The sequence below is a fragment of the Saccharopolyspora soli genome, assembly GCF_022678645.1.
GTDB classification, from domain to species: Bacteria; Actinomycetota; Actinomycetes; order Mycobacteriales; family Pseudonocardiaceae; genus Saccharopolyspora; species Saccharopolyspora soli.
Genome location: NZ_JALBWV010000011.1, coordinates 68,487 through 92,937, shown reverse-complemented (window position 1 = coordinate 92,937; position 24,451 = coordinate 68,487). Strand labels below are relative to the sequence as shown.

The window sequence follows — 24,451 nt, the reverse complement described above, 5'->3', positions numbered from 1 at the left end:
GGGATCGTATCCCACATGAGAGAACAGCCAGGTTAAATCTCCAAGACGAGGCCGTCGCTGGCGGTGGTGTGGTCGATCTCGTCGATTCGGTCGAGCATCGACGGGCCCATGTGGGTCAGGATCAGGCGGTCGGCCGCCAGGTCGTGGGCGTGCTGGCGCAGGGTGCGGTAGTCCAGGTGGTAGCGCACCGGCTTGTCGTAGGTGTACGCCTCGCACGCGAACAGATCGGCATGCTCGGCGGCGCGGATCAGAGCGGGTGTCCACGCCGTGTCCCCGGAGTAGGCGAAGGTGGTGCCGCCCAGGCTCACCTGCACCGCGAGCGCGGGTGCGCCGCTGGCGTGGTCGACTTCCCAACTGCGGACCTGGAGGGGCCCCGCGTGCTGACTGCCACCGGCGCCGTCGAGTTCGACGACGTTGAGCTCGAACCGGCGCTGGACCGATGCGGACCCCGGATAGAACGTCTCCATCGCCTGGCGGAGTCGGCTGGCGGTTCCGACCGGACCGAGCACGGTCAGCGCCTTGGTGCGCCGGGTGAACTGGCCGTCCAGGACTAGGAAGGGCAGCCCGCCGAAGTGGTCGCCGTGCAGGTGGCTGAGCACGACCACGTCGACCTCGCCCGGGTCGAGCTGCTGGGCTTTCATCGCGGTCAGGCTGGTGGCGCCGCAGTCGACCAGGGCGGTGCGGCCCCCGGCCCGTACCCGGATGCAGGTCTGGAACCGACCACCGCTGCCGAAGGCGTCCCCGCTGCCGACGAACCTGATCTCCATGTCTCAACTCCTCAGCTGGTGCAAAGTGAACCTTCCCGGTCTTGTCGGCCAACGGCGGGAGAACGAGGGGCGAATCGCGACAACGGCTGGTTGATCGGAAACATAAGCTGATCTTCATGGCGCGCCGACGGCTTTCCGGCAATGATGACCTCGCAGGTTCGGACAGCCGATTCGGCACCGCGCGGGGACGACTCCTGCTGATCGGCCTCGGCGCGCTGCTCGTCGTCGTCGCGGTCGTGATCATCGGCCGAGGCACGGGATTCCAGGCCCCGGACGGCGCGTCCGACTCCTGGAACGGGTGGCCGACTCGGGGTGATCTTGCCGCGGACGAGGAGCTGCGCCACCAGATCGATGTGCGTATCGGCGAGAACGCACATCTGCTGTGGCTCGGCAACGTTCCGTCCCCGAACGGTCGGCCTCCGGTACCGCACGCCGTGGTCGCCATCGAAGAACCCCAAGACCAGAGCAGCGTCCGTCCGTCGGCCCCGGCGCAGGTCTACGTCGCGAAGTACGTCCGCAACCAGGAGAACCCCCAGTGGAGCGGACTTCAGGAAGTGGTCCCGTTCCACCCCGCTGATCCGGGTATCAGCGTTCCCGACGTCGGAGTGCTCCTGCGCGCAGACCTGTCCGAGATCAGCGTGCTGTCTGTCAGCACGCCCGCACCGCTGGCGATCGAGGCGCGGGCCGACGGCGTGGCAGTGCTCCCGCGCACAGCCCCCTACGGCGCAACGGGGTCGTGCCAACAACCGATCATCACGATCGGAGACCTGGTGCTGCTCCCGTGGGGCGCCGAGCCGCTGCGCACTCCCACCGGCGATCGGGCCATCCAGAACCTCACGTCCCTGATCAGCGGCTTGACGTGCGCTCGGGGCGGGCTGGAGCGCAATTCGGATCTGCTGGTGGGTTCGGTTGGCGGACCTATCGCGTTCAACGACACGACGGGCAGCTTGGCCGACTGGGGCGGTGCTCCGGCGGAGATCGTGCACGTCGTGCTCAGGGTTGCTGGTGGGGATCTCGAAGAGACTCTCGCGGTGGTCCAACCCGGTCGCCCCGCGACGATCGGAGTGCCCCTGCGGACCGACGGCAACAACAGCTCCCCACCGCCCGTCCGGGTTCCCGGCCCATCCGGCGCCACCTCGATACTCGTGGTGCGCAATCCGGAGCAGTTGGCGACGATACCGCAACTGCCCGTGCAGTACGGCAACCGGACCACCGCCTTGTACGGCCCGGCGGACGGCCCGGTCGCTGTCATCTCCTTGGACCAATACGGCAATCCCTTCGAAGCGACCGTCGTGGACTGATTCGCGGTCTGGCGGACTCAGCGCCGGTTCCCGGTGCGGCGGGTGGGTGCCGCCGTGGCGGGGTTCTCCGGCCAGGGGTGCTTCGGGTACCGACCGCGAAGTTCCGCGCGCACTTGCTGGTATCCGTTGCGCCAGAACGAATCGAGGTCCGCGGTGACCGCGGCCGGGCGCCCGGCGGGCGAAAGCAGGTGCAGCACCACCGGGACCTTCCCGTCGGCGATGCGCGGAACGTCCTGCCAGCCGAAGACCTCCTGCAGCTTCACCGGTAGGACCGGTTGTTCTTCCCGGTAGTCCACTTTGATTCGGGAGCCGGAGGGGACTTCGATCCGCTCCGGCGCGAGCTCGTCCAGCCGCCCGGCCACCGGCCAGGGGATCAGTCGCCGCAACGCGGTGCTCGCCGAGATCCGGAGATCCGCCCGTCGCTTCGCGCCGGACAGCTCCGGCTCCAACCATAGATCCGCTGCGGACAAGAGGGATTCCTCGTCGGTGGCTGGCCAGGGCTCGCCGAGCGCGGCGTGCAGGAACCCGAGCCGTTGCCGCAGCCGCCGTGCCTCGTCAGTCCAGTGCAGCAGTTCCAGCCCTTCCGCGCGAAGACCGTCCAAGACCGCGAGCCGGACTTTCGCGGGGTCCGGATCGCGAATCGGCCGTTGGCCCAGGACGATCGAGCCGAGCCGCTCGACGCGGATCGCCCGCACCTCCCCCTCGCGCCAGCCGATCTCATCGGCGGTGGTCACCAGCGCGGGCGCCGCTTGCCTGGCCAACGCCTCGTCCGCTGACGCGGCCAAGCGGATCGTGCCGTGGGAATTGCCCGGCGCACGGTCGGCAACGGCGACCGCCAACCACTCCGAGTCGCGCAATCCGGAGTTCGCTGGCAACTCCACCGCCGTCCCGGAGGCCATCAGGTACACCGCCGACTCCGCTCCCCGACGTCGTGCCAGGCGCTCCGGGTGCGCCAACGCGACGACCAGCGCCGCATCACCCCGTGCCGTTGTCCCAGCATGCAGTTTCACCGACGCCCGCAGCCTGCGGACCTCGCGGTGCCACCGCTGGCTGCCCGGCACACCCCGGCGCAACTGGGCGAGCGCGACGGTCACGTCGGCTTCGGTGGTCAAGGTGTCGTCATCGAGCAGCGCGACGACCTCGGTCGTGATGTCCGTGCCCGCCAACTCGCAGCCGTCCAGCAAGGCACGGGCCAGCCTCGGGTGCAGACCGAGTTCGGCCATCCGGCGCCCCCGGTCGGTGACCGCGCCCGAGGATTCCAGTGCGCCGAGGCCGCGCAACACCTCCCGTCCGGCCGCCAGAGCTCCGTCGGGCGGCTGGTCCCACCACGTCAGCGCCGACCCGTCCGGTGTCCCCCAGCACGCCAACTCCAGGGCGAGCCGGGTCAGATCCGCAGTCCGGATCTCCGGTTCCGGGTGGGCGGGCAGCGTGCTGTGCTCGTGCTCCGGCCAGCAGCGGTAGACCACACCGGGTCCCTGCCGCCCGGCGCGCCCCGCCCGCTGGTCGGCGACCGCAGCGGACACCCGCACCGTGGCCAGCCCGGACAGCCCGCGGCGGTTGTCCACACGCGACACGCGGGACAGTCCCGAATCGACGACAGCACGCACGCCTGGCACGGTCAGGCTCGATTCGGCCACCGCCGTCGCCAGCACGACCCGGCGCCGATTCCCCGCACGCAGGGCCGAATCCTGCTGCGCATGGGTGAGCCTGCCGTGCAGTGGGACCACATCCACATCGGATGAATCGGACAATTGCTGCGAGGTGCGGCGAATCTCGGCGGCGCCGGGCAGGAACGCCAGCACATCGCGGTCCTGCTCGGCCAGCGCGGTGCGCACGGCTCGCGCCACGCACGACTCGATCCGCTCACCCCGGCGCGCTGGCAGGTAAGCGGTGCGCACCGGATGGGTTCGCGCACGCGCTTCGAGCACCGGAGCGCCACCGAGCAGTTCCGCGGCGCGACCGGCGGCCACCGTGGCCGAGGTCGCCAGGATCCGCAGGTCCGGCCGCAGTCCGTCCCGCGCGTCCAGCAGCAGTGCCAACAGCAGATCCGCGTCGAGGTGTCGTTCGTGGCACTCGTCGAGCACCACCACGTCGATCCCGGTCAGTTCCGGGTTCGACTGGAGGCGCCGCACCAGCAGGCCGGACGTCACGACCTCGACGACGGTGTCCGCACCGCGGCGGCGCTCACCGCGCACCGAGTACCCCACGCGCTGCCCAACGCGCTCGCCCAGCAGGCTCGCCATGCGTTCCGCCGCAGCTCGGGTGGCCAGTCTGCGCGGCTCGGCCACGACGACGCGAAGTCCCTGCTCGGCCAACGCCAACGGCACGAGCGTCGTCTTGCCCGTACCCGGTGGGGCCACCAACACCGCCGTACCGCGCTGCGCCAGAGCCTCGGTGAGGTCACCGAGCACGGCGCGCACCGGAAGGTCGGGGAATTCGAACATAACGTTGCTATCCTGCCACCTCGCGACGGGCCCGTCGTCCGACCTTCTCCAGACGTGGACCGGTGCGGGGCTGTCCCGTGAGACGCTTCCCGCGTGACCAACAGCATTGACGTCGAGGCGCCGAAAATTCCAGCGGCCTCGCCTGCGACGTTGACCCAATACCAGGTCTTGGCCGCGTCGCCAATCGTTCGACACCATCATGTGGCAGGTGCCCGCGCTGTCGGTCACCGCGCAGTCCTTCTTGCTCTCCCTGGCATATGGAGCGCAGTCCTCGCGACTAGCGTCGATCGTCGGCGGCCTGCTGTCGGTCATGGTCGCCGCGATGTCCACCCAGCTCCTGTTGCGGCTGCGGAACAACGAGGTCACGGACTCGGTCCTGCTCCAGCAGATCGAGCGGGAACACGGCTGGATCGAGCTGTTCGGCAAAGGCGAGGCCCGCGCCCGCGCGGCCGGACGCCCCCGGCGACGAGTCATCAGAGTTCGCTCGTACCTGATCTGGGCCCTCGGCCTGGGCACGTTCGGCCTGGCAGGCGCGGCAGCCGCGGTGCTCGCGATCGTCCTCCCAACGCCTTAGGCGGGTGCGGATTGTGCTTGTACAGCATGGAAATCCGCCCTGCGCGGTGTCTACTGGCGGCGCGCGGCCGGGGCGGCGCGGGGATACGATGGGCGGATGGAGTTCGCGATCTCGATTCCGCAGTTCTTCGCCGACGGCGAGTTCGACGCGGCCGCCTTCGCCGCTTACCTGAACCGGGTCGAGGAACTCGGCTTCGACAGCGCGTGGACCCAGGAACAGGTGCTGGGCACGATGCCCCAGCTGAGTCCGATTGAGACGATGACCTTCGCCGCGGCCCAGACCGAGCGGCTGCGGCTCGGTTGCGCGGTGTTCGTGACCACGCTGCACAACCCAGTGCACCTGGCGAAAAGTCTGAGCACCCTGGACCAGCTGTGCCGGGGTCGTCTTGAGGTCGGCGTCGGCACCGGCGGGCGGGGCCGGATGTTCGCGGCGTTCGGCGTCGACCCGGCCCGCTTCGTCGGTCAGTTCAACGAGGGCCTGGCACTGATGAAGGAGTTGTGGACGCAGTCGCGGGTCAACTTCGACGGGCAGTTCTGGCAGCTGGAAGACGCGGCCATGGAGCCAAAGCCGTTCCAGAAACCGCATCCACCGATCTGGTTCGGTGGCAGCAGTCCAGCAGCGGTGCGCCGAGCGGTCCGGCACGGCAACGGTTTCTTCGGCGCCGGATCATCCACCACCGCGCAGTTCGCCGAGCAGGTCCGGACGGTGTACGCCGCGCTCACCGAGCACGAGCGGCCCGCCGCCGATTTCCCCATCGCCAAACGCGTCTACATCGCGGTGGACGATGACGCCGCACGGGCGCGGGAGCGGACCAACGCCGCGCTAGCAGTGCTTTACGGCCGCCGCTCGGAGACCATCGAGGCCGCCGCGATCACCGGAACGCCCGAAGACTGCGTGCGCGAACTCCGCGACGTCGAAGCCGCCGGTGCGCAACGCATCCTCTTCACCCATCTGTTCGACCACGCCGAGCAGGCGGAACGTCTGGCGACCGAGATCGTGCCGCACTTCCGGTGACCCGCCGCCGGTTCACGGCTGTGTCGTGGCGATCAGGATTTCCGCGATCTCGGCGGGCCGCGTGATCGGGGCGAAGTGGCTCGCGGCGAGGCTGTGCACGTCGAACGGGTTGGCCGGGGAGAGCGCGTCGGCTTCCGCGATCATGCAGTCCTGCAAGTCCGGCGGTATTACGCGGTCCTGCGTGGTGCGGATGTAGGTGCGGGGCACCCCGGTCCAGGTGGTCGGGTCGACCCGGGCGTCGGCGAGCATCACCTGCAACGATTCATCGGGCTGCAGGGCGTAGTTGAGCACTGCGGGCGTCGCGGCCGGGTCGAGGTCGGCCATCATGAGCTCGTGCTGGATCGCCAGCACCTGCGGGTCTCCGGCGCGGGGGTTGGTTCGCGACGTTCCGGTGCGGCGGGGGGCGCCGATCCAAACCACCTGCCGGGCGCGGTTCAGCACGTCGTCGGGATCTTCAGGTTTCGGGGCATACCCAGGCACTCCGGGAAGTTCGACGCAGCAGTAGGCGCAGAGGTACACCATGCGAGCCAACAATTCGGGTGCGGTGTTGGCGACTCCGGTGACGGTGCTGCCGCCCATGCTGTGCCCGACCAGGACCACCGGGCCGTGTTCGGCGGCCCGGCGCACGAGTTCGAGGACGCGGCCCACGTAATCGTCCAGGGTCAACCCGGCCACGGGTGACGGCGCGGTCGCGAGCTGGTCGGCGTCCTGCGGGCACTGGTATCCGGGTGGAAACGTGGTCTCGAAACCGTGGCCGGGCAGTTCGACCGGGAAGGACCGGTGTCCGCGCTGGGCGAGCTCGCGAACCAGCGGTGTCCACATGAACGACGTCGCACCCGAACCGGGGATCAGTACGAAGGTCGGCGTTTCGCCGGTGGCGGTCATGAACCACTCCTGTGGAAGTGCGCGGGCTGCACCATGATCAGGGCGATCGGAGGGCAACACTACGCGAACGCGAGGTACCCCGAACGGCGACTGCGCGAGGCGTGGTGGGCCGGATCCGTCCCCGGACTCGACGAAATCGCAGGACGCAGCGGCATTGCTCCGATCTTGGGATGTGGTGCCGACTTCTGGTCGGGACCGGTCCCGCCGGGACTCCTCGGTGCAATAAGGTTGGTCCGTCTTGCGGCACGACTGGGCCTGGCCCGTGGCGATCGGAGGAGCCGTGCGCACCGGTCAGTTGGTCATCGGCCGATATCGGCTGGAGGAGCAGATCGGTTCCGGTGGTAACGGGATCGTCTGGCGCGCCACCGATGAAGAACTGAACCGGCCGGTCGCGATCAAGCACGCCCTGTCGCGGGACAGCGAGAACGGTGCCGAGCGGATCAAGCGCCTGCGGCGGGAGGCCAAGACGCTGGCGCAGGTGAACCACCCCAATGTGGTCACGTTGTTCGACGTGGTGGCAGACGGCACCGAGTGGTGGCTGGTGATGGAATACGTCCCAGCTCCCGACCTGGCCGCGCACGGCGCGCTGCCGCCGGGACGAGTCGCCCGGCTCGGCGCGCAGCTCGCCAGCGCGCTGGAAGCGGTGCACGCGATGGGCATCGTGCACCGCGACATCAAACCGGGCAACGTGCTGGTCACCGACGACGACCGGGCGAAGCTGGGCGATTTCGGCATCTCCCGCACCGTGCACACCGACGTGACGCTGACCGACTCCGCCCTGCTGACCGGTACTCCGGGCTACGTCGCTCCCGAGGTGGCCAATGGTGAAGAACCAACCTCGGCCTCGGATGTCTTCTCACTAGGTGCCACGCTGTTCGCCGCGGTTGAGGGTGTTTCGCCGTTCGGTTCGGCGGACAATCCCCTGGTTCTGCTGCGCCGCGCGGCGACGGGCGACATCGCCACGCCGAGCCGTGCCGGGGCGCTCGCTCCCGCGTTGTCCGCCTTGTTGCGCGTCGACCCCGCGAAGCGGCCAACAGCGGCAGAAGCGAAGCAGATTCTCGAAAACGTCGCCAGCGCCCCGGCTTCCGATACCGGACCGAGCCGGGCACCGCGACGCCGCCGGTTCGGCATGGCCGCGACATCCGTGGCGGTAGTGGCCGTGCTGGCGATCGGTGCCTGGCTGGTGTTCGACTTGACGTCCAGTTCCGCCGACGACACCGCACGATCTGGCCCGTCGCCGACCATCGGCGATCCCCGCACGGCGGATCCCTGTGCGTTGACCGATCCGCTGCCGCTCGCGCGGTTCGGCGACGCCGAGGAGGACGCCGACTACGGGAACTTCAACCGCTGCGACGTCATCGTGGAGTCCGGGGACAGCGAAGTGGACGTCCAGGTGCAGTTGGAGAAGCCGACTCCCGGCGCCCCTCCCGGCCCGGTCGAGAAACTGGGTGAGCTGGGCATCGTGCGCGAGCCCGGCGACAGCGACGGCTGCGAGCGGATGCTGCTGTTGCCCGACCGCACCCGCATCCCGATCAGCGCGGAGCAGCTCGGCGACGGCCAGGCCGATCTCTGCGCCATGGCCGATACGGCCGTCACAAGCGCCGTGGAAGTGCTTTCCCGAGGCCAGATCCCACGCCGTGCCACGCCGGAGCCCGCCTCGCTGATCAACTCGGACGCCTGTGCGCTGCTCGACGCCAATGCGCTGACCCGGTTCCCCGGTGTCGACGCCATCCATCCGGAAATCGGGTTCGGTGGTTGGGAGTGCCGGTGGGAGAGCACCACCAGTCCCCTCTCGCTGCTCGTCCGCTTCGATCGGAACCAGCCGTTGAACGCCCACGACGGACGGCCCGTCCAGCTCGCCGGTCACGACGCGTTCGTCGAGCCCGAGGGTTACGGGGACGATTCGTGCCAGGTCAGCGTCGTGCACCGGCAGTACGCGGGTGAGGACGCCGAGCCGATGGCCGAACTGCTGCTCGTCGTGGTCATGGGCGCGCAACCACCGGACCAGCTCTGCGGACTCGCCACCGGTCTCGCCGAGCCCGCCGCTGCCGCGTTGCCGAGGCCATGACCTAGGTGCTGCCCAGCGATTTCGGGAGGGCTCCCGGCGGCGCCTGAAATCCTGGGCCGAGACCGGGAATGGACGTCTTCGGAGGTGGCTGTGAGCGAGAATCTCAAGGTGGCTGGGGGTAGTCCGCTCTCAGCCGGACACGGCAGCCTGGCTTTCGGCGTGCCGACGTCGACGCCGGGCACGATCTACGCGCTCGCCATCGCGGGTGGCATCACGGTCCGGCCGCGGGAGGGGCGCACCATCCTGTTCGGGCGCAACCGGCCGGAGGTGCACGTCTGCATCGGCGAGAACGACCGGCGGGTCAGCCGCCACCACGGCCTGCTGACCTGCCACCAGGACCAGTGGTGGGTCAACAACACCGGGCGCCTGCCGATCCGGCTTCCCGACTCCCGGCTGCTGTTCACCGACGATGAGCCGATTCCGCTCACCGAGGGCTACACGCCGCTGTTCGTGCGCGGCTCCAACGACCGCGAACACCTGCTGGAGCTGTACGTGACGGGAGTGGACGGGCAGCAGCCGACCTCGCAGCACAACGACCCCACGCAACCGCCGAGGACGTGGAAGCTCTCCCCCGCCGAGAAGCTCACCCTGGTCGTGCTCAGCCAGCGGTACCTGTTCCACGAGGCGCACCCACAGCCGCTGTCCTGGCGACAGACGGCCCTCCACCTCGCCGAGCTGCAACCGGACGCCGGGTGGACTGCCAAGCGGGTCGAGCACAACGTCGTCGCGGTTCGCACCCGGCTGTCCAAGGACGGCGTGGCGGGCCTCACCAGGGACGAAGTCGGTGAGCCGGTCGGAAACAGCTTGAACCACAACCTGATCCGCGAACTCATGACGAGCACGACGCTGGTTCCGCCGGACCTGGAACTGCTCAACCAGCCCGACGACTGATCACGCACCACAAAGAGGTTGCGGATTGCTTGCGTGGCGGTGCGGGTAGCGGAACCCCAGAGGCTTTCTCGACTCCGAAAACCTCTGAGAACCCGCGGCGGTGCCAGCTGCGAGAGCGGTTGAAAGCGGCTAGCGCCGCTTGCCTGACGACGACCCCCGGCACACCAGTCCGCGCCCTCCCGTGGCACGGCTCCGTTTGAGATCACGCTCATTCTCCGCCGTGCTCCGGGGGCTCGGCGCGGGAGGGGTCCCGGCTGGGGCCGGTACACCTGGAGTGCGAATGGCGCCTGGAGGTTCCTTCCGCGGGGGTTCGCACAGCCGAACCGCGGAACTCGCAGCGGCGCTAATCAGTCCCGCACCCACCAGCGGCCACCGCCGCTTGCGAAGCAGACTCTATTCCGAGGAGTTCCGATGACCAGCCCTCAGCCCGCACAACTGGCACCGAAGATCGTCAACATCGTCCGGATCGTGATGTTCGTGCAGGCGGCGCTCGGCCTGGTAGCCGGTGCATTCGTCTTGCTGCTGCTCCTGACGGCCGGCAACAACTCCGCAGACGGCACCAACGCCGTGATCGGTGTCTTCACGGTGCTTTCCATCGTCGCGGCGGTCGTGCTGCTGGTCTGCGCCGTCAAACTGCCCAGCCGTCTGCCCTGGGTTCGCGTCACCACCATCGTCATCGAGGCGATCACGGCAGTCGATGGAGTGATCACCCTGGTGTTCGCGTTGAACCCGCTGGCGGTGCTGCGCGTGGTGTGCGGCGTGTTGGTGATCCAGGCGCTGCTCCGGCGGGATGTGCGGGCGTGGTTCGCCGAGGCCGAAACGCGGCTGCCGTGAGCGAGCCAGCTCACCGATGAAAGCAATCGCACTGCGGAACGAAACCAGTGCGCTAGCCGGGCCGCTGTTGCCAAGCGCGACACGGCCAGCGCACCTCGCCGCACCGCGCTACGGTTTGCGCGCGACGCCAGCGAGCAGCCTGCCAGCCTCGGGATTGTCCTCCGCATCAACGTTCTTCGCGTGCAACCACGAGGGGATCGGGACCAACCCTGGCTCGAAGTAGGCGAAATCGCCGAACAGCTCGACGATTTCGTCTACTGTGCGGGGGAATACGTTGTTCTGGGTCTGCTGCATGAGCTGGGCGATGTCCTGCGTGGCGTTGTCGAGCGACAGGTGCGTCATCGCCAAGAAGCTCCCCGGCGCCAGGACGTCGCGGTAGCGCTGCATCACCTGGAACGGATTCCGGTCCGGCGGAACGTAGTGGAACAGCGTGACCGCGAGCAGGCCGACGGGCTGCGAGAAGTCCAGCAGGCGTTTCGTTTGCGGTGCGTCGAGCACCCGGTCCACGTCGCACGCGTCGGCGTGCACCATCGCCGCGCGGTCGTTGTCGGCGAGCAGCATCTCGGTGTGCGCCACCGCCACTTCCTCGTAGTCGACGTAGACCACGTGGCTGTCGGCATCCGCCTCGTGCGCGATCTCGTGCACGTTACCGGCGGTCGGGATTCCCGAACCGAGGTCCAGGAATTGCCGGATGCCGCTGTCGATCATGAGCAGCACGGCTTCGCGCAGGAAGGTCCTGTTCAGCCTGGCCATCGGGCGGGCGTAGGGATGCGCGCCTATCAGGCGTTCGGCGAACTCGCGATCCACCGCGAAGTTCTGCGCCCCGCCGAGCAGGTAGTCGTAGATCCGCGCCACGCTCGGCACTGTCACGTCCACGTGTTCCGGTAGCGACTGCGGCGTCCCCATCACGTCACCGATCCTTCCTCTGATGTCGCGAAATGCCGTAGTCGCCGGGTAGCCGCACCCGCGCACGGCCGCAATGTTCTGACCGATCCGCAGCGTAGTACTTCGGATACGTTAGGTCATCAGCCCCCTAGCGACGCTGATCGGGATCAGGACCGACTGCACCAGCGCAATTGACCGGAACTCGGTGCCGACGAAGGCACTTCGCCAGAAAAATGCCCATCTACCGACGACGGCCGGAATGTCACGACAGCGAGAACTCCGTTGCAGCACAACGGATACTCGGCGGACGATGCACCGTGCGCTTCCGGCAGCACTGCGTCGGGAGTGCGGACGGACCACCAATCCATGGTGGAGGTCCGTCCGCGTCAACGCGGTCTCCTGACGTGCGGAATCCAGGTCTGCGGCTGAATATGGTTCGTCGCCGATGCGGCTGGTCCCGCGTCGTCGGGCCAGCCGCATCCGGGTGTCGGGTGGGTTCAGGCAATTCGTCACCGCAACGGGACCCACTGCCACCACGTCACGCAGCGCCAGGCCCACTCCAGCGGGCCGTAGCCGAACCTCCGCAGCCACCAGCGGGAGAACAGCCACTGCACGACCAGGATTCCGGCGGCGAGCAGCAACATCCGATCGAACCTGATGGAGTGCTGCTGGAGGCCGATCAGCGGCGCGAGCGCCAAGGTCAACAGGGTGGCGGTGATGAAGTTCGTCAACGCCATCCGCCCGAGCGGCACGAACACCGTCGACAGAACACCACTGAGTCCCGTCCGGCACAGCATCAAGAAGCCCGATGCGTACGCGAGCGCGCCGAGCAGTCCCGCGGCCGCCCAGATCACGAAGAACGATTCGGACTCCTTGGCGTTGACCTGTACGACGATGCCGATCGCGGCCAGCACCAAGCTGATCGCGAACGTGCCTGCCAGTTGACCGGCCCTGCGGTCGAGCGTGTCGACGAGTCCGTACCGCACGGCGGCCCCGCCGAGCAGGAACAACCCCGGCACCAGGCCGACACCGCCCTGCAGACCGAACAACCCGGCCGCGAGCAGGACGAAGCCGCCCCAGAGGAGCGCCCAACGCGGCAGTCCCGACGTCGGCAGCAGCACGACCAAGCCGACGATCGCGTATATCAGCAGCGGCTCCCCCGGCAACAAGAAGTGGTGGCACACGCCGATGACCAGCTGCTCTCGCGGCGGCTGGAACTCGTGCAGGGGCACCTGCGCGCTGAGCTCGATCATGCCCCCACCGGGGACATACGGCTGATCAGCCTGTGCGTCGGACAGGGCCGGGACGTGGCTGGGCGCTCGGGGGTGTCATTTCGGCTTCTCCTGCGGGTCGGCGGCTCGTGTGAGGGCTGGAATCCCGAGATTGACGGCGGGTCGGCGGAGCCGGCGTTGGGTGTCGTCGCGCTTGGCTCGCAGGAAGGTCAGGGTCATGTCGATGCCCTCGATCTCGCCGGCCCAGCCTTCGGATTCAGCGCGGGTGCGGCGGTCCAGCAAGTCGGTTTCGAGCTCGTCGAGCCGGGCGAGCATCTTGGGGTTGACGTGCAACATCGGGCAGCGGATGCAGGCTTCTCTGAACTAAGCGGCTAGGGCCACGGGGTTGGTGGTTGGTCCTCGTTTGCTGCAGCCTCGGTAAGGTCTGCATCGAGCGGTGGTGTGGCAACCTCGACGAGGAGGTCTCGGATTGAGGCGTTCTTGCTCGGGGTGTAAACAGCGCCGCGGATCACGACGACTGGCCGAGACTGGTTGGACTGTCCCATGAGAACCGACGCCGCGCCGGCCAGCTCGTCGACACGATTGATCTGGCCAGTGGCGGGGTTACCGTAGAGGTCGGTTTCCCCGTCGGAAGGGTTCTCTACTGCCGCGATTCCCGCGACGCCGATGGCCGCACCGTGGGAGCCCTCACGGAAGGGCTGCCCAAGGGAGTCCGAGATCAGCACGGCAACCTGCGTGCCGGTCAGTTTCTGGATTCGGTCCCGAATGTGCCGGGCTGAGGCGTCGGGATCGACGGGGAGCAAGCACGCCCACCCCTCAGCGAACACGCCGGCGTTAGCGCTGTCGACTCCCGCTGCGGTGTCCACGAAGCCTCGATGGTCGAGGGTGATCACGTGCCGCCCCAGGATGCGCAGAATCGCCCGGGATTCGTTGAGATACAACTGGATCAGCCGTGGGTCTCGACCGACACGCTGAGCCAGCCGCACCGCCCGATCACTAGGTGTCACCGTCCCCAGTGGGATGACACGGTCTTCGCACTTGGACACCACCTTCTGCGCCACCACGACCACATCTCCGTGCTCAAGCGGCAAGCCATCGTCCATGCCGGCCTGGACGATGACAGCGCCGAGGTCGTCGCCCGCCTGAATCATCGGAATTCCCGGCAGGGCACGTAGCCTCATGTCCCAGCTCATGGCGTTGTGCTTGTCCTTCCATTTGAGCGGTATCCCGGCCGCAAGGGTGTCCGTGTAGTGCGGCGGATGATTGTCGATCGTGTCGGGTGTTCGCATCCAAATTTCTCCGGATCTTCTCTGAGCTTAATTCTCATGGGGCAGAGGCTCTTCCGGAGATCGATCCGAATGATGGCATGCCGAGTTCGGTCGCTGCCGCCTTTCGCTGGAGCGTGGCATCGATCTGGGCCAGCTTGTCCTTGACGCCGCTGTAGCTGACCTGCAGTCCCTCGACCTCGCCGAGCCAGCCTTCGCGTTTGGCCTCGATGATGCGAGCTTGGAGGTTGTCGTGGATCTCTTCGAGTCTGGCTCGCTGCCCCGGGTCCGGTCGCAGGAGCGAACATCTCACACAAGCATGTTCATGGACGCAGGGTGAGCCGAACGCTCGGGCGCAGGTCCCGACCGACACCTTCCTCTTCTCGAAGTTTCTCTGCACTTGTCAAACTTGATCTTGGGCCGGGTGTCAAAGTCTGCGCACGCGGCTTGTGCCGAAGTGGAAGCTGTCCCGCTGGGCCTCTTCTCGTAGGTGAACTCGACGCGCCCGCTGTCTTTCAGCGGGCGCGCAGCGACAGCGCTTCAGAACATCCGCTATTGCCGACGAGCGCGCGTTGGCAGGGATGGGAGTTCTCGACAACGCCTGTCTCTGCCGTACTGGCCAGCTGGCCAGTACGCCCTACTTCGGTGCCTGGAAGCCGCCGGTCTTCTGCTCGAGCAGTTCGGCCAGCCGCAGCGGGGTGCGGTCCTCGAACGTCGGACCGATGAGCTGCACTCCGACCGGCAGGCCCTCGGGGGACCGGCCCGCGGGTATGGCGGTGGCGGGCAGGCCGGGCATGGTGGCCAGGCCGGCCCAGACGAGCTGGTCGAAGTACGGGTACTCGACGCCGTCGATGTCGATGCGCCGTTCCAACGGATTGGGGTTGTGGTCGTGCGGGAATGCGGGCGTCGGCGTGATCGGGCACACCACGGAGTCGAACTCGGCGAACAGCTGCCGCCAGCCGTGGCGGTGGACCTCGCGGCGGTTGTTCGCCTCAATCCAGTCGCGGTGGCTGAACACCATGGCGCGCAGCCGCACGGCGTCAAGACTCCGGTCGTCCGCGCTCAGTCCGGCGGCGCGGGTCCGCAGCTGCTCGTGCGATTCGATGGGAAAACGCGCAACGGAGCCCGAAATCAGCAACTGCATGTAGAGCGTCGCGGCTTCGGCCAGGTCGGGCAGCAGCGGACTGTGCCGTTCGACTCGGGCTCCGCCGTCGACGAGCGCGGCGGCCACCCGGTTCACGCCCGCCCGCACGGAGGACCCGGTCGGAATGAGCGGATGCTCGTCGAGGACCAAGACCCGGAAATCGCAGAGCCGCTCGTGGCGGGCGGGCGGCAGTGCCAAACGGTGCGCCACGCCGAGCGTCAGCGGGTCCGGTCCGGCCATGACGTCGAGCAGGAGCGTGAGGTCGCGGGCGGTGCGCGCCATCGGACCGACGACGGCGAGGTCGAGGTCGGCCGGCAATGCCGGCTCGGACGGCGGGACCATACCGCGGTTGGCCGCCAGTCCGAGCGTCGGCTTGTGCGCGTAGACGCCGCAGAAATGCGCGGGAGTGCGCAGCGAGCCGGCGATGTCGGAGCCGATGGACAGCGCGCCGAACCCGGACGCCAGGGCCGCCGCCGACCCGCCGGAGGATCCGCCCGGCGTGCGACCGTGCTCCCACGGGTTGTTGGTGGTGCCGTAGATCTCGTTGAAGCTCTGTATATCTTGCAGCCCCAACGGCACATTGGTCTTGCCGAGCACCACCGCGCCCGCGGCCTTGAGTCGCGACACCTGTACCGCGTCCTCGGCCGGCATGTAGTTCCGGTGCGGCGGCATGCCCCAGGTCGTGGGCAGCCCGGCGATGTTGTACGACTCCTTGACCGTCACCGGAATGCCGAGCAGCGGCCGGTCCTCACCACGCGCGCATGCCTGGTCGGCACGGTGTGCGGCGGCCCGCGCGCGGTCGAAGTCCGGCACGCAGATCGCGTTGATCACCTTGTCGTCGCGCTCGATACGGGCGATCGCCTCGTCGGTCAGTTCCACCGATGTCACCGCACCGGCGCGCAACGCGGCAACGAGCTCTTCGGCCGTCTGAAAGCTCCACTCCATGAATCCGAAGCTATCGGCCTGCCACAGAGGACACGAAATTCCGGTTCGCGCAACAGGGAGGCCGAACGGGCCACCTTCACCGACGAAGTCGCGCACTCGTTCTACCACCGAAGGTGGCCCACCGCAGGTCACAGTGCCGACAGTGGGCCAACTCCACCCGCACAGGCCATGAAATGCCGCATCGTGCAACGGGATGGATGTCTCAATTCTTGTCCGCTGACCGTTGATGTTCCCGATCGCCCATTGGGCCTTGCCCAACACATCGTTTGTCGACGGGCAATTGTCGTCATGTTTCTCAACGTCCGCTCATGCCGCGATGAGGGCGTTCAATGATGCCGTCGGCTGGATCGCCGCCGCAGTGCATTCGAGGGATCCAGCCGGGCCGGTCATCCATACGCGGTGATCGTTGGTAGGCCCAGGTCAACTGGTGCGACCCGGGCCAACCGCTTGGTCTCCTCCCGTTTCTGTCGGAGGAAGGTGAGGGTGAGGTCGATGCCTTCCACCTCACCGAGCCATGCCTCGTGCTCGGCGCGGGCGCGGCGGGCAAGCAGGTCTTCTTCGATCTCGTCGAGCCGTGGCAGCATTTTCGGGTGCATGGCGAGCATGGGGCAACGTAAACACGAATGCTCATGTTGGCAAGGGGAACCGTATGGTCGCGTGCAACCGCCCAGCTCGACTTTTCGCCGGTCGAAGTTTCTCTGCACTAAGCAAGTCGACGCGCCGCAACAGCCGTCGCTTGTCGCCTGGCCTGTACCGGCCAGCGAACGCCGAGGAGCAAGGATCGGTGACCGCTGCGGTACGGAAGCCGACTGGCACGACAAGCCTGGGTAACCATCGTCGAGTAGGACACCCCAGTTGGTGCGCCACCGGATGGTGGTCTTGCTTGGTGGGTCCAGGGTGGATGCGATTCGCGCGCTCTGCGTCAAGCCGCCCGGGATCGCCGGCGTCATTGTAAGGACCCTGGAAGCCGGTGCCAGCCTCCTAGCCCTCCCCAGCCTCAGCGACTTCTCTGCACCAAGCACGCCGACACGCCGACCATCGGGCAGTGGTGTCCTGCAGTTGGGCGGCCGTGCCGCTGGGGGGTGATTCAGCTGGCGGACAGAAGCTTGCCTAGCAGTGTGGTGAGCTGGTCACGCTCGGTGGGAGTGAGCGCGGCGAAGGTGTGATCGAGGAACTCGGGGATGGTCTTCTCCGCCTTCGCGAGCGCCCGCCGGCCTGAGGCGGTGATGGTGACCGCATAGGCGCGGCGATCCTCGGGGTCGCGTTCGCGGCGGACGTAGCCGCTTTTCTGCAGTTCGTCGGCGATGCCGACCATGACGCTGCGGTCGATCCGTAGCTCCTCGCTGAGCACCTGCTGTGATCGCGGGCCGACGGCCGCGAGCATCTTGAGGACCAGGTGATGCCCGACTCCGAGACCCTGCTGCTCGGCCGCCGCCTCCGCGGCGCGGGCGACCACGGTTGAGGCGCGGCACAGGGCGATGTCGGGGCGTTCCGCCGCGAGCCGCGGGAAGTAGATCGTCTGTGTGCGAGCGCCTGTCCTGGTCGGCATACCCGGCAGGCTACCACGATCGTCTGCCCGCCAATCGTTTGACACCAGATCACTGCAACCGTATGGTCGCAAATCGTCTTGTCGAAGATGATTTTCGAGCAGATGGAGTGAGCTGGTGGCGGAGATCCGAGGCCATGGCCGGGTGGCGTTGGTGCTGTTGTGCACCGCGGTGTTCCTGGATTCGATGGACCTGTCGTTGATGGGCGTCGCACTGCCGTCCGTGCGGCGCGAGCTGTCCCTGTCGGAGGGCACCCTGCAATGGCTGGTCTCGGGCTACGCCGTCGCCTACGGCGGATTCTTACTGCTGGGCGGTCGACTGGCAGACCTGCTCGGCCGCCGCCGCATGTTCGTGCTGTCGCTGACGGCGTTCGCGGCAGCGAGCCTGGCCGGTGGCCTGTTCTCCGACGGCACGCTCCTCGTCGCGACTCGGATCGTGAAAGGCCTGGCTGCGGCGCTGACCGCGCCCGCCGCGCTGTCGCTGATCACCACCACCTTCACCGAGCAGGCCCAGCGGACCCGCGCACTCGGCGTCTACTCGCTGGCCGGCGCGACCGGCTACACCGGCGGCCTTGTCCTGTCCGGCCTGCTCACCGACGTCAGCTGGCGGCTGGTCTTTTTCCTGCCGGTGCCACTCGCGCTGCTCGTCGTGGCGCTCACACCGCTGGTCATCCCTCGTGGTGCCCGGCAGGCCGACTCTGCTCGCGGTTTCGACGCACTGGGTGCCGCCGCCGTCACGGGCGGGGTGCTGCTCGTCGTGTATGCCCTGTCCGAACGCGACTGGGTAGCGGGCATGGTCGCCGTGGTCCTGCTGGTGACGTTCGTGTTCATCGAACGGCAGCACCGCAATCCACTGGTGCCCCTCGCCGTGTTCCGGGTTCGAACGGTGCGCGCGGCCAACACCGCGGCCCTCGCGTGGGCCTGCGCGACCATCGGGTGGCAGTTCGCCGCCGTGCTCTATCTCCAGCAGACCCTGCACTACGACGCGCTCGCCACCGGCCTGGGAGTCGCACCGATGGGGCTGGCCATCTTCCTCGCCGCCAACGTGGCCGGAAAGCTGATCGCACGATGGGGTCTTGGCCGGGTCGCAGCCGTGGGAATGCTGGTGCAAGCCTGCGGCATCCTGCTGTTCCTGCGCGCCGACGCCGACAGCGGCTATCTCACCGTGTTGCTGCCGGCCCTGCTCATTCACGGAATCGGCAATGGACTGTCCTTCCCCAGCCTGAACATCGCCGCCGTCCGCGACCTACCCGTGCACCAGCAGGGCCTCGCCTCCGGCCTGATCACCTCCGCAGTCCAGATTGGCGCGGGAGTCGGTGTCGCCGTCCTGGCCACGCTACTCACCGCGCCCGGCCTGACCGGGTACCGGCTCGCCTTCCTCACCGCCGGCTGCTTCTCCGTGCTCGGCGCGCTCGTCGCCGCCCTGGGAATCCGAGCCACCACAGCGACCCGGCAGCCCACCCTCACCCAGTCCTGACCCGAGAAAGAAGCCCCGATGTCACTGAACCTGTCCGCCGACCAAGTCCTGTCCACCACCCGCGCGGTGCGCAAACGCCTCGACCTGACCAGGCCCGTGCCACGCCACCTCATCGAGGAATGCGTCGACCTCGCCACCCAGGCCCCCAGCGGCCGCAACCGCCAACGCTGGCACTTCCTCCTCGTCACCGACAAGACCCAACGCGCCGCCGTCACCGACATCTACCGCAGAGCCGTCCACATCGCCCAGGGCACACCGCTGACCAAAAACGACCTGCGCCGCATGAACGCCCACGGATCCTGGCCGCAGATCGCCGACGGGCTCCATTACCTCTACGACCACATCCACCAAGTGCCGGCCATCGTCATCCCCGCCGTCGAGGGCCGCACCGACCACGCGACCGTGACCGAGCAGGCCGGGACCTGGGGCTCCATCCTGCCCGCGGTGTGGAGCTTCATGCTCGCCGCCCGCGAGCGCGGCCTCGGCACAGTCTGGACCACCGCCCAAGCCCCACTGGAACACGAACTGGCCGCCGTCCTCGGCGTCCCCTACGACGACATCATGCTCGCCGCGCTCATCCCACTCGCCTTCACCATCGGCACCGACTTCCGCCCCGCCAAACGCATCAGCCGCGACCAAGTCCTGCACTGGAACAAGTGGTAACCGAAGGACATGGTCCCCATCGACGAGCTCGTGCGCTCGGCGGCTTTGCCGGACCGCCTGCCGAGTTCTTCGTGGCCTGCTCCACGGAGCGCCTCGCCCTCGTCCGACCCGCATGCATGGTCACGGATGGCCTTTGGGACAGAGCCATTGAGATTACAGTCCCGCGTTGATCAACGGCACTTGGTGCAGTCAACTGAACAACGCCAGCAGCCGCCGCAGCAACAGCACGCGGGGCCGCGCGACCCGACCGGCCGCCGACCGCAGCAGCAGCGCGAAGCTCACGCCGAACAGGAACGCGAAGATCGGGTGGAACCGCTGCTGCACGAACATGTTCAGCGCCGAACCCACCGGATCGGCCACGCCGATCGCTGGCCCCCACCCCATGTGCACGAGGTCCGGGATGTACGAACAGGATCCCGCACAGCGCGAACCCGCGCAGCGAGTCGAGGTCGCCGATGCGCGCTCGCACGGATCGTCCTTCCAGGACAGCAGACATCCTCCTCACTCCCCCGCGAACGGTTCGGCGCGGTACTCGCCGTGCCGCACCGGCGAAAGCGATGCGGGCCCCGAACCGACCACTTGACCTGACACTGTGCTCCTCCTGCCTGTCGCCACCCGCCCGGTCCGGTGCCGTGCGCAGTGGACATCCACGATCGCCGCGGCAGCAGGAGCGCGGATCATCCGCCAGGCCAGTGCTACTGCTCGAAGATCAACCGATCGGCCAGGAATTTCGAGCCGTTCGGCCAGGCGCACGACCGCTCATCCGCGCGAATGCCCGCCGCAGCGGCACCGGCGATCAGCACGCGTCCGGTTCAGCAGTTCGATCGCGGCGGTCGTCAGGACGACTCGGCGGCACGGCGGAGCAGCACTGTCGTCGACGTCATGAGCGCGGCGGCGGAAACCGCTTGTGCGAGAACGAAGAACACCCAGGCGGCCGAAGTCGAGCCAGTCCCCCAAAAACCACTGCCGAGGTAGGTGAATTGCGGTCCGAGGAGCAAGGAACCGAGCATGAGCAGCAATTCTGGCGCGACGTAGGCCATCACCACCGACGTGACGAAGGTTCGCTGCGCTTCGTCACCACCGTCGGCCAGCACGGCGGCGACGCACAGCCCTCCGATCGCGACCACGGGTAGCAGCGCCCCCAGCGCACCCACACCCGCCATGATGGTGGTGCTGCCGTACTCGGTGGGGATCGCAGCGAAGAGCAGGATGAACTGAACGGCGGCGGCGCCGAGCACCACGTATGCGAGCGGGCGTCGGGTGGGTGGCACGATCCGCTCCGGGCGGGGCACATCGCGGAACGGCGCCAGCCGCATCGCGAACACGACGCCGAAGAGGATCACCGCGAAGAACTCCAGCCATCCCCAGACGTCCGCCACGCTGTGGATCGTGGCGAGTGCGTCCACGAGGACGTAGACCGCGCTCGCGACGGCCAGCCCCGAACCGATCACGCCCCGTGCGCCGGACCGCTCCATGAGCACCAGCCCACCGAAGAGCAGGGCCAACCGAAGCACGAAGTACCCGAACCCGAGGAAGCTCGACGCGACGATCATCTCGGTGGAGGCGGCCAGCATGGTCACCGCGACCGCCACGGCCGCCGCGAAGAGGACCTTGGGGCTGCTCAGCCAAGCCAGCTTGCCGACCCGGCTCCGCCAGTCCCGGTCCACCGGTGGCGGCTGCGATCGCCCGTGGGACCAGGCGAGCACCGTCGCCATCCGCGAGGACAGGTTGCCGACCTCCGGCGAGCCGATCTCGTTGCGCAGTTCCCCCGCCAACGTAGCGAGCGGGACGTCCGCGGCATGAGCCGCCACCACGCTCAGCGCGTGAGGCAATCCCGCGCACAGCACGATCAGCTCGTCCGCTGCTTCGCGCTCGGCCGCCAACCGATCGTTGCCCAGGTAGTGGGCCAGCAGTTCCCGCGCCTCGCTGGCGCTGAGCGCGTCCAAGGTCAGCGAGCGGGCGCCTTCGGCGATCAGGCCGGTCAGCTGGCCGCGGCTGGTCACCACGACGAACGACGTCGAGCCGCCAGGCAGCAGCAGACGCACCTGTTCGACGTCCTCGGCGTCGTCGAGCACCACGAGCACCCGCTTGGTAGCCAACAACGTTCGGTACCGGGCTGCTCGGGCCGCCACATCCGACGGAATCTTGGTGTCTCCCAGCGCTTCCAGGAAACCCCGGAGCACGTCGCCGGGGCGCACCGGCCAGCCGGACGGATCGGAGCCCCGCAGGTTCACGTACAACTGGCCGTCGGGGAACTGCTCCGCCACCTGGTTCGCCCAGTGCACCGCCAGAGCCGTCTTGCCGATGCCGGTGACGCCCTCGACCGCCGAGACCACCACCACTCGGGCGGAGTCGTCCAGCACCGCGTTCAACGCCGCCAACTCGTCCGCCTGACCGGCGAAGGACCCAACGGCCGGTGGCAACTGCCACGGCACCACCGGGTCCTGGGTCCGCTCGCCGAAATGGATATCGCCGTGGACCGCGCCGACCTGCGCGATCGGACCGTTGACCGTGCCGCTCTGCTCGTTGCGAGTCCCGGATTCGTCATCCACGAGCAGCCCACCCCATCCACCAGGCCCGATATGACTTTTCCGAGCGATCTTAGCGCCTGCCCCGGTCGAGGTCCCCGTGGTCAGTGCAGGACGATTTCGCCCGAAATCGCCTACCGCCGCGCGGCAAATGCGGGTGGCACTGCCGCGCAAGCGGCGTGGGCGCGAGGGGCAAGTGGCTGGTGGACTCTTGTGCGGTAGGTAGCCGGGTCAGGCGGCCAGCGTGTCGTGCGAGACCTGCCAGAGCTGGGCCGCCGCCTCCGGGTCGAGCGCGTACGCCGCGACGCCGCGACGGGTTCCCGGCTGGTTCGGCTCCGCTTCGTTGCAGTCCTCGAAGTACCGGCCGCTGACGCCGTCGAGCAGCGCGGACGTCGCGACCAGAACCGACGTGGCGGCACCCTGTTCGGGTGTCTTCCACTTGACCTCGGTCGACCCGCCAACCTGCGTGCGGATCCGCTCCAGCTCCGCATCGCTGATGTGGCGCTGTAGGTTGGTCCGGATTCCGCCCGGCATCACCGCGTTGACGGTGATGCCGTCGTCGGCCCACCGCTTCGCCGCCTCCACGGCGAAGAGCACGTTCGCCGTCTTGGACTGCCCGTACGCGGCCCACGGCTCGTACGGGCGCTGCCGGAAGTGGATGTCGTCGAAGACGACCGGCGAACGCAGGTGCGCGCTTGAGCTGACCGACACGACGCGAGCTCCGTTGGCCGCGGCCAGCGCCCGGTGCAGTCCGGTGGCCAACGCGAAGTGGCCGAGGTGGTTGGTGGCGAATTGCAGTTCCCAGCCTTCCGGGGTGCGCATCTCGGGAGACGCCATCACCCCGGCGTTGTTGACCAGGATGTGCAGCGGGCCGTCCCACCCGGCGACGAACAACGCCACGGATGCCTGGTCGGCGAGATCCAGCTTCGCGGTGTGGAGGCGGTCGTTCCCGGTGGTCGCGATGATGTCTTCGGCGACGCGCTTGCCCGCGTCCAGATCCCGGACCGCCAGCGTCGTTTCCGCGCCCGCCGAGGCGAGCGCGCGGGCGGTCTCGATGCCGATCCCGGACGCTCCGCCGGTCACGATGGCACGGCGGCCGGTGAGATCGACATCGGCCATCACCTCGGCTGCGGTCGTGTCGGCGGTGAACGGCGTGGTGATGCGTGTGTTCGCAGTCATGCTCTTCCTGTGTGCGTTGCTCGGTGCCCCGGAGGGTGCACTGATCGGAGAAGAAACGGAGGAGCCTCCGCTCACGTTCGAACTATAATCGGAGCCTCCTCCGATTAGCAACTCGTACCCTGGCACGTGCCACCGGTCGCGAGACCGGCCCGGACCGACGAGGAGGAACCGTGGCGACCACCGGAGCCCGACGGCTGCGCGCCGACGCCCAGCGCAACCGCGACCGGCTGCTGGACGCCGCCGTGCGACGGTTCTCCGAGGACGGGTTGGACGCGACCCTCGACGCGATCGCCAAGGACGCGGGGGTCGGCATCGGGACGCTCTACCGCCACTTCCCCACCCGGGACGCGCTCGTCGAAGCGGCCTACCGCAACGAACTCGCGAAGCTGTGCGAGGCCGCGCCGGAACTGCTGGCGACCATGCCGCCGGACCAGGCCATGCGGACCTGGATGGACCGCTTCGTCGACTACATGATGACCAAGCACGGCATGGCCGACGCGTTGCGGGCCGTCATCGCCTCCGGCGGAAACCCCTACGCGGAAAGCCGCGACCGGATGGTGGCGGCGATCACGACGCTGCTGCGCGCCGGGGTCGCGGCCGGAACCGTGCGGCCGGACGTCGAACCGGTCGACGTGCTGACGAGCATCAGCGGCCTGTCCCTCGCGGCGGGCCAACCGGAGCAGCGCGACCAGGCCCGCCGCCTGCTCGACCTGCTGATGGACGGCCTGCGCTACCGCGCGACGGGCGCCCCCCAGCCATGACCGGCGCGCCGTCTGAATTCCACAATGGACAGCCGACCGGAAAACCGC

At 68.2% G+C, this 24,451-nt stretch carries 23 protein-coding genes; 9 read left to right on the top strand and 14 right to left on the bottom strand.

Going from position 1 to position 24,451, the window contains the following annotated elements; translation table 11 throughout:
• Positions 1-32: 32 nt before the first annotated feature.
• Positions 33-767, bottom strand: coding sequence for an MBL fold metallo-hydrolase (locus tag MOQ72_RS10790; protein ID WP_242182597.1), 735 nt, complete (start codon positions 765-767; stop codon positions 33-35).
• Positions 768-883: 116 nt separating this feature from the next.
• Between MOQ72_RS10790 and MOQ72_RS10785 the strand changes: the two genes are divergently transcribed.
• Positions 884-2,068 (top strand): hypothetical protein, encoded by a 1,185-nt coding sequence (locus tag MOQ72_RS10785; protein ID WP_242182595.1) that lies wholly within the window; start codon positions 884-886, stop codon positions 2,066-2,068.
• 17 nt (positions 2,069-2,085) lie between these two features.
• Here the strand turns inward: MOQ72_RS10785 and hrpB are convergent, their stop codons facing one another.
• A complete protein-coding gene (gene hrpB, locus MOQ72_RS10780) occupies positions 2,086-4,512 on the bottom strand; it encodes an ATP-dependent helicase HrpB (protein ID WP_242182593.1) in 2,427 nt (808 codons plus the stop codon).
• Positions 4,513-4,720: 208 nt separating this feature from the next.
• On the opposite strand from hrpB, the gene MOQ72_RS10775 reads away from it, so the two are divergent.
• Positions 4,721-5,086: a hypothetical protein gene (locus MOQ72_RS10775; RefSeq protein WP_242182591.1), complete on the top strand. Its 366-nt coding sequence runs from the start codon at positions 4,721-4,723 to the stop codon at positions 5,084-5,086.
• 96 nt (positions 5,087-5,182) lie between these two features.
• On the top strand, positions 5,183-6,100 hold the full coding sequence (locus MOQ72_RS10770) for an LLM class flavin-dependent oxidoreductase (RefSeq protein ID WP_242182588.1): 918 nt from the start codon (positions 5,183-5,185) through the stop codon (positions 6,098-6,100).
• 12 nt (positions 6,101-6,112) lie between these two features.
• On the opposite strand, the gene MOQ72_RS10765 is transcribed toward MOQ72_RS10770, so the two are convergent.
• Positions 6,113-6,985, bottom strand: a complete 873-nt coding sequence (locus MOQ72_RS10765; protein ID WP_242182586.1) for an alpha/beta fold hydrolase — start codon at positions 6,983-6,985, stop codon at positions 6,113-6,115.
• A gap of 280 nt (positions 6,986-7,265) precedes the next feature.
• Between MOQ72_RS10765 and MOQ72_RS10760 the strand changes: the two genes are divergently transcribed.
• From MOQ72_RS10760 to MOQ72_RS10750, 3 genes are all read left to right on the top strand, one after another.
• Entirely contained in the window at positions 7,266-9,053 is a 1,788-nt protein-coding gene (locus tag MOQ72_RS10760) for a serine/threonine-protein kinase (RefSeq protein ID WP_242182585.1), read from the top strand.
• A gap of 90 nt (positions 9,054-9,143) precedes the next feature.
• Positions 9,144-9,944: an FHA domain-containing protein gene (locus tag MOQ72_RS10755; protein ID WP_242182583.1), complete on the top strand. Its 801-nt coding sequence runs from the start codon at positions 9,144-9,146 to the stop codon at positions 9,942-9,944.
• Between the two features lie 411 nt (positions 9,945-10,355).
• The gene (locus MOQ72_RS10750) at positions 10,356-10,778 is read left to right on the top strand and encodes a hypothetical protein (protein WP_242182580.1); all 423 of its coding nucleotides are present in this window, start codon (positions 10,356-10,358) and stop codon (positions 10,776-10,778) included.
• 108 nt (positions 10,779-10,886) lie between these two features.
• Here MOQ72_RS10750 and MOQ72_RS10745 read toward each other — a convergent pair whose 3' ends face one another.
• From MOQ72_RS10745 to MOQ72_RS10710, 8 genes are all read right to left on the bottom strand, one after another.
• Complete coding sequence (locus MOQ72_RS10745; RefSeq protein WP_242182578.1) at positions 10,887-11,684, bottom strand: SAM-dependent methyltransferase; 798 nt, start codon at positions 11,682-11,684, stop codon at positions 10,887-10,889.
• Between the two features lie 488 nt (positions 11,685-12,172).
• Complete coding sequence (locus MOQ72_RS10740) at positions 12,173-12,916, bottom strand: DUF418 domain-containing protein (RefSeq protein ID WP_242182576.1); 744 nt, start codon at positions 12,914-12,916, stop codon at positions 12,173-12,175.
• A gap of 75 nt (positions 12,917-12,991) precedes the next feature.
• A complete protein-coding gene (locus MOQ72_RS10735) occupies positions 12,992-13,231 on the bottom strand; it encodes a hypothetical protein (protein ID WP_242182574.1) in 240 nt (79 codons plus the stop codon).
• Positions 13,232-13,266: 35 nt separating this feature from the next.
• Complete coding sequence (gene cofE / locus MOQ72_RS10730) at positions 13,267-14,184, bottom strand: coenzyme F420-0:L-glutamate ligase (RefSeq protein ID WP_242182571.1); 918 nt, start codon at positions 14,182-14,184, stop codon at positions 13,267-13,269.
• 34 nt (positions 14,185-14,218) lie between these two features.
• Positions 14,219-14,473 (bottom strand): hypothetical protein, encoded by a 255-nt coding sequence (locus MOQ72_RS10725; RefSeq protein WP_242182569.1) that lies wholly within the window; start codon positions 14,471-14,473, stop codon positions 14,219-14,221.
• 324 nt (positions 14,474-14,797) lie between these two features.
• Positions 14,798-16,249, bottom strand: a complete 1,452-nt coding sequence (locus MOQ72_RS10720) for an amidase (protein WP_242182567.1) — start codon at positions 16,247-16,249, stop codon at positions 14,798-14,800.
• A gap of 386 nt (positions 16,250-16,635) precedes the next feature.
• A complete protein-coding gene (locus MOQ72_RS10715; RefSeq protein ID WP_242182565.1) occupies positions 16,636-16,854 on the bottom strand; it encodes a recombinase in 219 nt (72 codons plus the stop codon).
• A 482-nt stretch (positions 16,855-17,336) separates the two neighbouring features.
• Positions 17,337-17,798 carry a MarR family winged helix-turn-helix transcriptional regulator gene (locus tag MOQ72_RS10710; protein ID WP_242182563.1) on the bottom strand — a complete coding sequence of 154 codons (462 nt, stop codon included), beginning with the start codon at positions 17,796-17,798 and terminating at the stop codon, positions 17,337-17,339.
• A 115-nt stretch (positions 17,799-17,913) separates the two neighbouring features.
• Here MOQ72_RS10710 and MOQ72_RS10705 point away from each other — a divergent pair, with 115 nt between their 5' ends.
• Positions 17,914-19,272 carry an MFS transporter gene (locus MOQ72_RS10705; protein WP_242182561.1) on the top strand — a complete coding sequence of 453 codons (1,359 nt, stop codon included), beginning with the start codon at positions 17,914-17,916 and terminating at the stop codon, positions 19,270-19,272.
• Between the two features lie 18 nt (positions 19,273-19,290).
• Complete coding sequence (locus MOQ72_RS10700; protein WP_242182559.1) at positions 19,291-19,935, top strand: nitroreductase family protein; 645 nt, start codon at positions 19,291-19,293, stop codon at positions 19,933-19,935.
• Positions 19,936-20,124: 189 nt separating this feature from the next.
• Here MOQ72_RS10700 and MOQ72_RS10695 read toward each other — a convergent pair whose 3' ends face one another.
• The 3 genes from MOQ72_RS10695 to MOQ72_RS10685 all read right to left on the bottom strand — a co-directional run bounded on the left by MOQ72_RS10695 (position 20,125) and on the right by MOQ72_RS10685 (position 23,642).
• Positions 20,125-20,319, bottom strand: coding sequence for a hypothetical protein (locus MOQ72_RS10695; RefSeq protein WP_242182557.1), 195 nt, complete (start codon positions 20,317-20,319; stop codon positions 20,125-20,127).
• A gap of 452 nt (positions 20,320-20,771) precedes the next feature.
• Positions 20,772-22,487, bottom strand: a complete 1,716-nt coding sequence (locus MOQ72_RS10690) for an NB-ARC domain-containing protein (protein ID WP_242182555.1) — start codon at positions 22,485-22,487, stop codon at positions 20,772-20,774.
• A 207-nt stretch (positions 22,488-22,694) separates the two neighbouring features.
• Positions 22,695-23,642: an SDR family NAD(P)-dependent oxidoreductase gene (locus MOQ72_RS10685; RefSeq protein WP_242182554.1), complete on the bottom strand. Its 948-nt coding sequence runs from the start codon at positions 23,640-23,642 to the stop codon at positions 22,695-22,697.
• Between the two features lie 170 nt (positions 23,643-23,812).
• On the opposite strand from MOQ72_RS10685, the gene MOQ72_RS10680 reads away from it, so the two are divergent.
• Positions 23,813-24,403: a TetR/AcrR family transcriptional regulator gene (locus tag MOQ72_RS10680; protein WP_242182552.1), complete on the top strand. Its 591-nt coding sequence runs from the start codon at positions 23,813-23,815 to the stop codon at positions 24,401-24,403.
• The last annotated feature ends 48 nt before the right edge of the window (positions 24,404-24,451 follow it).